This is a genomic window from Romboutsia lituseburensis DSM 797, assembly GCF_900103615.1.
Classification (GTDB): domain Bacteria; phylum Bacillota; class Clostridia; order Peptostreptococcales; family Peptostreptococcaceae; genus Romboutsia_F; species Romboutsia_F lituseburensis.
In genome coordinates this window covers 103,896-115,677 of the sequence record NZ_FNGW01000009.1, presented here as the reverse complement: position 1 = coordinate 115,677, position 11,782 = coordinate 103,896, and the positions used below count along the sequence as shown (strand labels likewise).

12 protein-coding genes and 1 rRNA gene are annotated in these 11,782 nt (G+C 27.5%); 4 read left to right on the top strand and 9 right to left on the bottom strand.

Annotated features, from left to right (window positions below):
- A 16S ribosomal RNA gene (locus tag BLP75_RS14895) occupies window positions 1-180 on the bottom strand; the annotation flags it as partial.
- Window positions 181-685: 505 nt separating this feature from the next.
- Between BLP75_RS14895 and trhA the strand changes: the two genes are divergently transcribed.
- Entirely contained in the window at window positions 686-1,336 is a 651-nt protein-coding gene (gene trhA / locus BLP75_RS14890) for a PAQR family membrane homeostasis protein TrhA (protein ID WP_092727329.1), read from the top strand.
- A gap of 70 nt (window positions 1,337-1,406) precedes the next feature.
- On the opposite strand, the gene BLP75_RS14885 is transcribed toward trhA, so the two are convergent.
- Complete coding sequence (locus BLP75_RS14885; RefSeq protein ID WP_092727328.1) at window positions 1,407-3,776, bottom strand: heavy metal translocating P-type ATPase; 2,370 nt, start codon at window positions 3,774-3,776, stop codon at window positions 1,407-1,409.
- Between the two features lie 13 nt (window positions 3,777-3,789).
- On the bottom strand, window positions 3,790-4,158 hold the full coding sequence (locus tag BLP75_RS14880) for an ArsR/SmtB family transcription factor (RefSeq protein WP_092727327.1): 369 nt from the start codon (window positions 4,156-4,158) through the stop codon (window positions 3,790-3,792).
- A gap of 232 nt (window positions 4,159-4,390) precedes the next feature.
- On the opposite strand from BLP75_RS14880, the gene BLP75_RS14875 reads away from it, so the two are divergent.
- A complete protein-coding gene (locus tag BLP75_RS14875) occupies window positions 4,391-4,894 on the top strand; it encodes a hypothetical protein (RefSeq protein WP_092727326.1) in 504 nt (167 codons plus the stop codon).
- 129 nt (window positions 4,895-5,023) lie between these two features.
- Here BLP75_RS14875 and BLP75_RS14870 read toward each other — a convergent pair whose 3' ends face one another.
- On the bottom strand, window positions 5,024-6,115 hold the full coding sequence (locus BLP75_RS14870; RefSeq protein ID WP_092727325.1) for a hypothetical protein: 1,092 nt from the start codon (window positions 6,113-6,115) through the stop codon (window positions 5,024-5,026).
- Between the two features lie 256 nt (window positions 6,116-6,371).
- On the opposite strand from BLP75_RS14870, the gene BLP75_RS14865 reads away from it, so the two are divergent.
- Both BLP75_RS14865 and BLP75_RS14860 read left to right on the top strand, forming a co-directional pair.
- Window positions 6,372-7,100 carry an HAD family hydrolase gene (locus BLP75_RS14865; RefSeq protein ID WP_092727324.1) on the top strand — a complete coding sequence of 243 codons (729 nt, stop codon included), beginning with the start codon at window positions 6,372-6,374 and terminating at the stop codon, window positions 7,098-7,100.
- A gap of 73 nt (window positions 7,101-7,173) precedes the next feature.
- Window positions 7,174-7,965 carry a hypothetical protein gene (locus tag BLP75_RS14860; RefSeq protein WP_092727323.1) on the top strand — a complete coding sequence of 264 codons (792 nt, stop codon included), beginning with the start codon at window positions 7,174-7,176 and terminating at the stop codon, window positions 7,963-7,965.
- Window positions 7,966-8,017: 52 nt separating this feature from the next.
- On the opposite strand, the gene BLP75_RS14855 is transcribed toward BLP75_RS14860, so the two are convergent.
- The 5 genes from BLP75_RS14855 to bioA all read right to left on the bottom strand — a co-directional run bounded on the left by BLP75_RS14855 (window position 8,018) and on the right by bioA (window position 11,773).
- A complete protein-coding gene (locus BLP75_RS14855) occupies window positions 8,018-8,509 on the bottom strand; it encodes a hypothetical protein (RefSeq protein WP_092727322.1) in 492 nt (163 codons plus the stop codon).
- A 9-nt stretch (window positions 8,510-8,518) separates the two neighbouring features.
- A complete protein-coding gene (locus BLP75_RS14850) occupies window positions 8,519-8,962 on the bottom strand; it encodes a hypothetical protein (protein WP_092727321.1) in 444 nt (147 codons plus the stop codon).
- Window positions 8,952-9,791 carry a DUF5685 family protein gene (locus BLP75_RS14845; protein WP_092727320.1) on the bottom strand — a complete coding sequence of 280 codons (840 nt, stop codon included), beginning with the start codon at window positions 9,789-9,791 and terminating at the stop codon, window positions 8,952-8,954. Before BLP75_RS14845 ends, BLP75_RS14850 begins: the two co-directional genes overlap by 11 nt.
- 39 nt (window positions 9,792-9,830) lie before the next feature.
- Complete coding sequence (locus BLP75_RS14840; protein ID WP_092727319.1) at window positions 9,831-10,313, bottom strand: metallophosphoesterase family protein; 483 nt, start codon at window positions 10,311-10,313, stop codon at window positions 9,831-9,833.
- 95 nt (window positions 10,314-10,408) lie between these two features.
- Window positions 10,409-11,773 carry an adenosylmethionine--8-amino-7-oxononanoate transaminase gene (gene bioA, locus BLP75_RS14835; RefSeq protein WP_092727318.1) on the bottom strand — a complete coding sequence of 455 codons (1,365 nt, stop codon included), beginning with the start codon at window positions 11,771-11,773 and terminating at the stop codon, window positions 10,409-10,411.
- Window positions 11,774-11,782 lie beyond the last annotated feature (9 nt).

Sequence of the window (11,782 nt, the reverse complement as noted above, 5' to 3'; positions counted from 1 at the left end):
CGATAAAAGTATGTTATCCCGTATTAGCATACCTTTCGGTATGTTATCCGTGTGTACAGGGCAGGTTACCCACGCGTTACTCACCCGTCCGCCGCTCTCTTCCGAAGAAGATCGCTCGACTTGCATGTGTTAGGCACGCCGCCAGCGTTCATCCTGAGCCAGGATCAAACTCTCAAATAAAAGTTGTCCATTGCTCAGCTAATCATTATCTGAATATCTGGCTTGGTTGTTTGTGTTTAATTCTATAAAGAATTATGTTTGTTTCTATAAATTAACCTACTGTTTAATTTTCAAAGTTCATTTTTTCAACCTCTTAAGTCTAACAAAGTATTTTAAATTTGTCAACACTTTTTTAAGAAGTTATTTTCGTTTGTGTTTGTCCGTTTCTTAAGGACAAGTAATACTTTATCACCTTAATTTATTACAGTCAATACTTTTTTTCGTTTTTTTTTATAATTTTATTATTTTATTAGTTTTGTACTAGCTGTATATGTGTATATAGCTACATTTTTCCATATCGTTTTTTAATTATTTTTATTTAAAATTTAATATATAGTTTAGATATTTAGAGTATAATATTAATATACTATAAATATTTTTTTAAAGTTTCACATTTATGGTAAATATATTACTGTATATTTTTATACGTAATTTAAAATAAGTTTCATATTTCGGGAGGTGTTTTATGGGTAATAATTATCTTAGAGAACCAATTAATGGTTTTACTCACTTAGCAGGTGCTATATTATCATTTATCGGATTACTTGCATTAGTAATAAAGACATCATTGACTAGTCCTACTGCTATAGCTCTTACTGCAGTTATAATATTTGGACTTAGTATGATACTTCTTTATGCAGCTTCTGCAACATATCATTTAGTTGTTTCTTCTGATAATGTTATTAGCTTTTTAAGAAGATTAGATCATGCTATGATCTTTGTACTGATTGCAGGTTCTTATACTCCATTTTGTTTAATTGCATTACAAGGGGTTACTGGATGGGTGCTATTCGGAATAATAATAGCAGCTGCTATAGCAGGTATTTGCTTTAAACTAATTTGGTTTAAGTGTCCTCGATGGATTTCAACACTTATATATGTGGCTATGGGATGGATTTCTATATTTTTAATAGTGCCTCTATATAAAGCTCTTTCTTTACAAGGTATAACACTGTTAATACTAGGTGGTGTTTTCTACACAATAGGAGCTTTAATATATGCTACTAAGCCTAAATTTCTAAAATCAAAATATCTTGGTTTCCATGAAATTTTCCATATATTTATTATGTTTGGGACTCTTACACACTTTTTCTGTGTATTTAAATTTGTTATATAATTAGAAAAAAAGAGTAGTATAGAATCAAAACCTATACTACTCTTTTCTTTTTATCTGTACTTATTTATTTTTATCTCATTGCTCTCATTGCATTTAATACTGCTATTAATGCTACACCAACATCAGCAAATATAGCTTCCCACATAGTTGCTATTCCTCCTGCACCTAATATAAGAACTATTATTTTTATGCCTAAGGCAAATATTATATTTTGCCAAACTATTTTATTAGTTTTAGTAGCAATCTCTATTGCTTTTGAAATCTTACTTGGCTCATCTGTCATTAAAACAACATCTGCAGCTTCTATTGCAGCGTCTGATCCTAGACCTCCCATAGCAATTCCTACATCGGCTCTTGCTAAAACAGGCGCATCATTTATACCATCTCCAACAAAAATCACTTTTTCTTTTTCAGTTCTACCTTCATATATTTCTTCTAATTTATCAACTTTTTCATTAGGTAATAGATTTGAGTAAACTTTATCTAATCCCAGCTGACTAGCAATGTTATTTGCTACCTTTTCATTATCCCCAGTTAACATTACTACTTCTTTTATTCCCATAGACTTTAGGTGTTTTATAGCATCTATACTGTCTTCTTTTATTTCATCTGATATTACTATATAACCTCTATACACCTTATTTACCGCTATATATACAACTGTTCCAACTTCTTTAGCTGGAGAATAGAAGATATTTTCTTTTCTCATTAACTTTTCATTTCCAGCTAAAATGTGTTCTCCATTGTATCCAACTTTTATTCCATATGCTGCTATCTCTTCATAACTTTCTATCTTTTCTAAATCAACACTCTTATTGTAATAACTTAATATAGATTTTGCTATTGGATGATTAGAGTTTGCTTCTGCAACTGCTGCATACTCTAATAAGTTTTCTTCTGATATTCCTACCGAATTTATTTTAGTTACATTAAATACTCCTTTAGTAAGAGTTCCCGTTTTATCAAATACTACTGTATCTACACTTCTTAGTGCTTCTAAATAGTTACTACCTTTTATAAGTATTCCATTTTTAGATGCAAATCCTATTCCACTAAAGAAACTAAGTGGTATAGATAATACAAGTGCACAAGGGCAAGAGACTACTAAGAATATTAAACCTCTGTATAACCAATCACTAAAAACTGCATCCTTTATAACAATAGGTGGAACTACTGCTATTAATAAAGCTGATATTACTACTGCTGGAGTATAATATTTAGAAAACTTAGTTATAAAATTCTCTGTTTTGGATTTTTTACTACTTGCATTTTCTACTAAATCTAATATTTTAGCAACTGTTGATTCTCCAAATTCTTTAGTTACTTTAATAGTTAATAAAGCATTTTTATTTATAAATCCTGATAGTATGTCCTCTCCTGCTGTAATCTCTCTTAAAACTGATTCCCCTGTAAGAGCAGACGTATCTACCATAGATATTCCTTCTATAACTATCCCATCTAGAGGAACTTTTTCTCCTGGCTTTACAATTATAATATCCCCGATACTAACATCTTCAGGTGATACTACTTTTATATCAGACCCTACCTTTAGATTTGCTGAATCTGGTCTAATTTGCATAAGAGCTGTTATTGATTTTCTCGATTTCCCAACAGCCATTCCTTGTAAGAATTCACCTACTTGGTAGAATAGCATAACACCTACTGCTTCTGGTAACTCTCCTATCGCTAATGCTCCTACTGTGGCTATAGCCATTAAGAAGTTTTCATCAAACATGTGTCCCTTAAATGCATTCTTTATTGCTTTTAATAAAACTTCTCCACCTACTATGATGTATGCTATTAAAAATATTAAATTGCTAAATTGACTTTCAAACCCAGTAGCGGTCTGATATATTCCAAATATATAAACAACAGCACCTATAATTAGCTTTATCAAATCTGCTTTATTTACATCTGATTTTGATTCTTCCTTAACTGAATTTGTATTTTTTTCTTTCTCATAATTTATCTGTATATCTAATCCTGGTTCAGTATCATTAATTATACCTACTACTTTATCTAATAATTCTTTTTCATTAACTGATTTTTTTATTTCTAAACTTAATTTTTTATTTATAAAGTTTAAATTTGATGATTCTATGTCTTCTAACTTTCCAACTTTTTCATTTATTACTTCTGCACAATGTGCACAATTTAATCCACCTAAGATTATTTCTCTTTTTATATTTTTTTGTTTTGTTAATACTTGAATATCTAATCCTGGCTCTGTGGAATTTATTATATCTATAACTTTACTTAAAACATCTTTTTCATCAGATCCTTCAATTATATTTATAGTAAGTTTTTTATTTATAAAATTTAAATTTGATGATTCTATTTCTTCTAACTTCCCAACCTTTTCATTTATCACTTCTGCGCAATGTGCACAATTTAATCCACCTAAGATTATTTCTTTTTTTATTAAACTACAAGCATCCATAACCCTACCCCCTTTAACGTTTATATGTTTCTTGGATATGGTTTAACCCGCAATCAAATATTTGGCTTATATGACTGTCATCCAATGAATAATAAACAACCTTTCCTTCTTTTCTAAATTTAACTAACCTTGCTTGTTTTAAAACTCTAAGTTGATGAGATATGGCTGAGTGAGTCATGCCTAATAAACTCGCTATATCACATACACACATCTCTTTAGAAAATAAAGCATATAAAATTTTTATTCTTGTCGTATCCCCAAATACCTTAAATAGCTCAGCAAGATCATACAACATCTCATCTTCTGGCATCACCCCTTTTACTTCATTAACTATATCTTCATGTATTTCACTACAATTGCATGCATTTATATCTTCTCTCATTACAAATCCTCCTATTTTTTAATTTTTATAATTAAAATAATTTATATTTTCATAATCATACAAATATATGAATAATTGTTCATATATATTATTATATGCTCGTCTATTAATTTATGCAACCTATTTTATGTAAATTTTTATAAAATGCACATAATACTAATTTTTATAATATATATATTATTAGAGTGAATTTTAATAGCTAGTTATAGAATTTTTAGGAGGGATGATTAATATGAGTTTTGATATGTTCTCAGGTAAACAAAATGACGATATGGATCCGAATTATATATACCCTATGCCCTATATAGACCCTACAATGTATGCAAATCCATATGGTATGAATGGATCTGCTTATCCTGGATATCAAATGGACCCTAACATGGGAATGGGCGGATATATGACTTACATGAATCCTTATATGAATAATCCAGTAATGAGTGGTCAACAACAGCAACAAAGTCAAATGGATAATGATGATTGTAATTTCGAAGATATGGATGACAATATGTTTATGCAAAATCAAATGCCAGGTATGATGCCTATGATGCCTCCAGGTATGATGATGCCAGGTATGATGCCTATGATGCCTCCAGGTATGATGACGCCAGGTATGATGCCGGGTATGCCTCCAGGCATGATGATGCCAGGTATGATGCCGGGTATGATGATGCCTTATATGATGATGCCAGGTATGCCTCAAATACATCTAGAGGAATTTGATGAGGAAGAAATGTAAATTTTTTTAAAATAGATGTTATAAAAATTTAATATCTGTCTAAAATAATAATGTATTCCTCATAATATTCCCCCAATATTATAAATACAAAATAAAGCCACTGACTAGGATGTCGTGGCTTTATTTTTTTTAGCAATCTAAGAAATCTTCAAAATCATCAGAACCAGATTCTACGAAATCATATAATACATTTTCTTCAAAGTATAACTCTTCCTCTAATTTTAAATATTCACTGTAATTGCACTGTAGCATTTTATTTATATATTTTCTGTTATTATCACTGTACGTTCCAACAAAGAATTTATCTCCTATTTGATAATATATAGCTCTTATATCATTATTAATTACATATACATCCTCTTTTACATGATTGTTATTGAAATTAAATCTAGTGAAAAACATAGCATCTTCCATATCACTTCTTAATAAAAATGGATTATCTATATAAAATTTTTCCAAAAACTCATCATTCTCTTTAATTTCATATATAGCTACATATTCAGGTTTTGAAATCTCATCAAAAACTTCAAAATCAAACATAGCTTCTTTATCTGTTGCTAGTATAGAGTTTATTTTAAAATTATCATTTTCTTTTGATATATTAAATGCTATTTTAGAAATATAATATCCATCATTATCTTCATAAATAGCCTCACTAATATACTTTCCTTTTCCTTTTTTTGTAACAGTATTTTTCAAAAGTGATCCATTTATATTTGTTATATGCATATTTGATATATCTTCACTTCCTGAAAAATATTTTAAACTTTCTCTATCCCATGCAATAAATCTCATTGTCATATAGTTTATGAACTCTATTTCTTCAGTTATCTTTTTACATATCTTAGGATATATTTCTTCAGGTGTCATAGTTGGAGTATAATTTTTTATTATATCTATATATTCTTGTGTATCTCCAGGTAGTGGCTTTTCATAGTATTCATTCTTATTCCCATAAAAATGAATTAATAACAAAGCTTCTTCCTCGGATATAACTATTCTTTCTGACCCTAATCCGCCCATTAATCTTTCTTCTTCTCTATAGGCTTCTTCTTTAGTAGGATTTTTAAGACTTATATAGTCAGCTAATCCTAATCCTTCTGAATCTAATAAATAGTATTGATATATATTTATATTTTTTACATCATCTTCCCATTTTACAATTAATCCCATACTTCCCATTAATCTAGAATTTGTTACTTTCGCAAAACTGAATTTCATAAAATCACATCCTCTTTTTTATATGATTATTTATCTTAGTCCTAAATTTTATCTTATATTATTATAATAATACAATTTGTAATTAATGAATATCTTTTAGAATATACTATAAATTAACTATATATACTTTTTCTCTACTAAATATATCTTATTTTCTTTTATCTGTACAAAAGAATATTAATTTATTTAATATAAAGTTACAACTTATATACTTTTTATAATATAATAAAATAAATGCTTAATCGAGGTGATATTTATGAAAAAAATTGCAGCTTTCTTTGATATAGACGGTACACTTTATAGAGATTCTCTTATGGTTGAACATTTCAAGAAACTAATAAAGTATGACATAATCGATCAAAAAGGTTGGTATGAACACGCAAGAGACACTTTCATGGATTGGGATAAAAGACAAGGTAACTATGACGACTATTTAGATGATGTATGTGAGTTATATGTTAAATCTTTAATTGGTCTAGATAAAACTTGCATTAATTTTACAAGTGACCAAGTAATAAAATTAAAGTCTGATAGAGTTTACAAATATACTCGTTCTAGAATAAAGTGGCATTTAGATAACAATCACATTGTTATTTTCATATCTGGTAGTCCTAATTTCTTAGTTGAAAAAATGGCTAAAAAATATAACGTAACTGATTTTATAGGTAGTGATTATGTATTTGAAAATGATACATTTAACGGGACTGTAGTTCCTATGTGGGACTCTGCAAGTAAAAATACTGCTATAAATGATTTTGTAGAAAAGTATAATATAGATTTATCTAAATCTTATGCATATGGTGATACTAATGGTGACATAAATATGCTAAGAAGAGTTGGAAATCCTATTGCTATAAATCCTACAAAAGAACTTGTAAATCATATAGCTAGTGATGACTCTGTTTCTAAAATAGCTAAAATTATAGTTGAAAGAAAAGATATAGTTTATTCACTTTCTCCAACTGTAGATATACTAGATATATAAATTAAATATAAGCTTATTAAAAGTCCTTGATTTTAATTTCTTGGACTTTTAAGTTTTTTAATAGGAGGTTAGAATGAAATCTGATAACAAATATGAATCTAAAATTTTAGAAGATGATATTGATAAACTTAGCAAAAATCTTTATCTTGAATCTCCAGACTTATGGATTGATTTCACAGATAAAATTAATGATAATAAATTTGACGAAATGATACTTTTCTTTGCAAGTAAATATAATTTCTTATCTATAATAAAACATGCAATAACTAATGAATTAATTGATGTAAACTTGCCTTCAAAGAATAAAAGCTACCCTACTATATCTCAGCACCTTATATCTGTAGCACAACAAAATAATAGCGCTGAAATATATAATTATTTAAAAAGCCTAACAGATAATGAAGATAGTTTAAATTATAAAAAAACTGATGATAAAACTAAAAATGATAATATAGATAATGCTAATAAAGATACTAGCATATCATATTATCCTAAATTTATTTGCAAAAACTGTAAAACTAATATATTCGATACAGGTTTTAGTGAATCTGAAAAAATCATATATACGTATTCTCCTGAAGAAAACTCAGTTAAAGAAACATCTAGAGCTCGTATGAATAAAATAAGTTGTTCCAATTGTAATACTCCACTCGAAAATGTTACTTTAGAAATATTAGAAAGTTTATGTTCTATTCAAAATTGTAGTAAGTGTTTTACTAATTTAACTATTGGAGGAATAACAGATAAAGTTAAAATGATATTTGATGATAAAATAAATAAATTCATTCCACAATCAACTACATATCACTGTAGTAACTGCGATAATATAATAAATGAAAATCAGAAAAATTTTTTCGGTCTTTAAATCAATGAAAAAAGCATCTTTATTATTAAGCTAATAATAAAGATGCTTTTTATTATATATTTTTTATTAGTTTCTTTAATTTTTCATTATAATATCCTATAAATGAAGTATATACATAATCATATATTAAAAATACTACTTCAAATGCTAATACTAGGATAATATTTATTGGAATCTGAATAAATGACTTTAATATTAGATACAATATAAAAATCATTATATTTGCAAATATTAATTTCAATATATATTCAATATATATTTGCCTATCTTGTTCTATAAAATACTTTACTAATCCATATACTCCAAATGTTAATATATAAGCAACCCATTGTGCTTTATTAGTCATAACTATAAAGGATAAAATTACAGTACCTATATAAAATATTACTCCACTTTTAGGTCCCCATTCCATTATTACTATAGATATAATAAGTGATGCTACTCCCATAATAAATAGAGTATTAATTGGTATAACATTAATAAACAGTAATAATATTGTGTTTAAAGCTAATAATATTCCACCATACGCTATCTTTTTACTCATTATACCCTCCTAACAACAACCAACTATATCTCCACCAAAGCATTCACAGCATGAATCTAAACACCATAACTTCATACAATCTTCACAGCAGTCATCGCCTAGACAGCAACAGCAATCATCACAGCAACAACAGCAACATCCACCTAAGTCATTATGTCTTCTTCTATTGTATCTATATGATCTATCTCTATAATCATCTCTATAAAAATTAAAACTATCTAAAGCATCTTTGTACTCTTTGTTTTCTGGTTCCATAGTATTTGCTTTTTTTATGCTTTCTTCGCCCTCTTCATAGTATCCTATGTTCATAGCTGATATTCCATTTAGGTAATACCATAAAGCGCATTTATCTTTCATGTTTTTTAAAAACTGATATGCTTTTTCAAAATCACTGTTATCTATTAATAACCTTGCTTTTATAAAATTTTCATTATTATATGTGTTACTGTACATTAGTTTCACACCCTTTTTCTAAAATATTTTGATATCTAAGATAAACTCCTGAATAAACAATATTCTCTATTATTGCTGTATTCATTTTTAAATTTAAATTATCTACACTTCTTCCCAGCATACCTAAAGACATACTTATAAGTTTATCCACTTTTTCTTTTAATTCTTCTCTTTTGTCTATGTATTCTATAAAAGGATTATAGCTACCTTTTTTATAGTCTTTGTCTAAATCTTCATAAGCATCTAGTATATATATATATTTACCTACATTAAATCCAATTTTCCTTAGATCTTTTTCATATTCATCTTCTTTGTATGCAAATATCTCAGACATAAGTTTCCCAAAAGTATTTGATACTAAATCAATATTAATATTTTTTTCTTGTTCTAAACTATATAATATATCTAATTGCTCTTTTATTACTTCTGCTTTTTTAGGATATTTTTCATATGCTAACTTTAATTTTCCCTTATAAATATTATATGCTAATATATCTTTTATGCCCTTATCATCTTTTAAATTATCTTCTAATTTATAATATGTAAGAAGCACATTCATACTTGCTGCATATTCTGTTATTTCATTAATTATTTTCTTTTTCTTTTTAAATGGATTAACTATACAACCTTCCTCTAAAACATCAGCTTTTGGTCTATATACTGATGTTAACACAAGTATTAAAAATGTTATATCATAATTTAAAGATAGTCTAGAAATTTCACCATGATTATCTTTTAAATACTTACATAAACCACAATAATATCCTCTATAATGTTCATACTCTCTAAATGTTAAATCCATTTTATTTATCTTTACATAACCGAACATATTTTATCCTTTCTTTCATTATCATGTCAGTATATTGGTCTAAATATTTATAAACTCAATATAATAGTTGTCTAACTTTAAAAATTTTTCATCTATTAATTCTTCATCTATATACAATTTCGCCATAGTTGTTGGCAATTTAAATCTTTTAGGACCTACAGATCCTGGATTTATATATATTATACCATTTTCTGTATATATATTCCTCTTATGTGAATGTCCACATACAACAAAACTTATTTTTTCTTGCTGTAAATCTATATTCAATTTAGATATATCATGTATTATATATAGCTTTTTCTCTCCTATTTGCACAATTTTTTCAGTTGATATAGACTCATCTTCTATATTTCTATCACAATTTCCCAATACTAATTCTAATGGTGCTACTTGTCTTAATCTATCTATTACTTCATATTTACCTATATCTCCTGCATGAATTATTAAATCACATCCTTTTAAATTCTGTATAACTTCTGCTCTCAATAACCCATGCGTATCAGATATCAAACCTATTATCATATTCTTACTCCTTTAAGCAAATTAATACTATAATTATATCCATAATTATAGTATTAATTTGCTTATTACATAAAAATAGCTATCCATATGGATAACTATTTTTGATCACTATTACTAAAGTACTCTATTATACTATCTTTAGCTACATCTACCATGAAATCAATCTCATCTTCACTTATAACATACGGTGGCATAAAATAAATTACATTTCCTAATGTCCTTAATATTACACCTCTTTTTAAGGCATTTTGATATATAGCATATCCTACCCTTTTTTCGCTTTCAAAAGGTTCTTTCGTTTTTAAATCTTTTACTAATTCAATAGCACCTATCATTCCTATTTGTCTATATTCTCCTAAATGAGGTATGTCTTTTAAAATACTCTCTACTTTTCTTCTTAAGTACATACTTTTTTTCTTATTTGCTTCAACTATATTTTCATCCTCAAATATATTTAAAGTTTCTAGTGCTACACTACACCCAAGTGGATTTCCTGAATAGCTATGACTATGTAAAAATGCCTTCATAGTATTGTACTCATCATAAAATGCATTATATATTTTATCGCCCATTAGTACTAAGGATAATGGCATATATCCAGCTGTAAGACCTTTAGATAAACACATTATATCTGGAGAAATATTTGCATATTCACAAGCAAACATCTTTCCAGTTCTTCCAAATCCAACTGCTATTTCATCTGCTATTAAATTTATATTATATCTATCACAAAGTTCTCTTAACTTAATTAAGTATTTAGGAGAATATATTTTCATTCCTGCTGCACACTGTACTAATGGCTCAATTATTATAGCACTTACTTCTTCATGAATTGACTCTATTTTATTTTCCATATTTACAAAGCATTCTGCATTACATGAGCTCCTTTCTTTATTAAATTTACATCTAAAGCAATCTGGACCTTCTACCTTTATAGAATCTAGTAATAATGGTTTATATACTTTGCTGTATAAATCCATATCCCCCATTGATAATGCTCCTATTGTTTCTCCATGATACGCATCAGATATATTTACAAATCTAGTTTTTTTAACATTACCTATTTGCTGATGATATTGGAAACTCAGTTTTAACGCAATTTCTATGGCTGATGAACCATTATCTCCGAAAAATACTTTATTTAATCTATCTGGTGTTATACTAATTATTCTTTCACATAATTCTATCGCAGGTTGATGACTAAAATTAGCAAAAATAACATGTTCTAATGAATTTGCTTGTTTGTATAATGCATCATTAATTCGTTGATTTGAATGTCCAAATAAATTAACCCACCAAGAAGACACTGCATCTAAATATTTTTTTCCATTTACATCTTCTAGAAATACCCCTTTTCCATTTTTAATTACTATGGGTGGAAATTTTTCATAATCCTTCATTTGTGAACATGGATGCCATATATATTTTAAATCTTTTGATTGTAATTCCTTCATACTCATATAATTTCT

What these genes read in the sequence shown, in the direction of transcription:
- BLP75_RS14855 (WP_092727322.1), bottom strand. Translation starts at nt 8,509, where the DNA reads ATGAGTAAAAAGATAGCGTATGGTGGAATATTATTAGCTTTAAACACA.
- BLP75_RS14885 (WP_092727328.1), bottom strand. Translation starts at nt 3,776, where the DNA reads ATGGATGCTTGTAGTTTAATAAAAAAAGAAATAATCTTAGGTGGATTA.
- BLP75_RS14840 (WP_092727319.1), bottom strand. Translation starts at nt 10,313, where the DNA reads ATGATAATAGGTTTGATATCTGATACGCATGGGTTATTGAGAGCAGAA.
- BLP75_RS14865 (WP_092727324.1), top strand. Translation starts at nt 6,372, where the DNA reads ATGAAAAAAATTGCAGCTTTCTTTGATATAGACGGTACACTTTATAGA.
- BLP75_RS14870 (WP_092727325.1), bottom strand. Translation starts at nt 6,115, where the DNA reads ATGAAATTCAGTTTTGCGAAAGTAACAAATTCTAGATTAATGGGAAGT.
- BLP75_RS14845 (WP_092727320.1), bottom strand. Translation starts at nt 9,791, where the DNA reads ATGTTCGGTTATGTAAAGATAAATAAAATGGATTTAACATTTAGAGAG.
- BLP75_RS14875 (WP_092727326.1), top strand. Translation starts at nt 4,391, where the DNA reads ATGAGTTTTGATATGTTCTCAGGTAAACAAAATGACGATATGGATCCG.
- BLP75_RS14860 (WP_092727323.1), top strand. Translation starts at nt 7,174, where the DNA reads ATGAAATCTGATAACAAATATGAATCTAAAATTTTAGAAGATGATATT.
- BLP75_RS14850 (WP_092727321.1), bottom strand. Translation starts at nt 8,962, where the DNA reads ATGTACAGTAACACATATAATAATGAAAATTTTATAAAAGCAAGGTTA.
- trhA (WP_092727329.1), top strand. Translation starts at nt 686, where the DNA reads ATGGGTAATAATTATCTTAGAGAACCAATTAATGGTTTTACTCACTTA.
- bioA (WP_092727318.1), bottom strand. Translation starts at nt 11,773, where the DNA reads ATGAGTATGAAGGAATTACAATCAAAAGATTTAAAATATATATGGCAT.
- BLP75_RS14880 (WP_092727327.1), bottom strand. Translation starts at nt 4,158, where the DNA reads ATGAGAGAAGATATAAATGCATGCAATTGTAGTGAAATACATGAAGAT.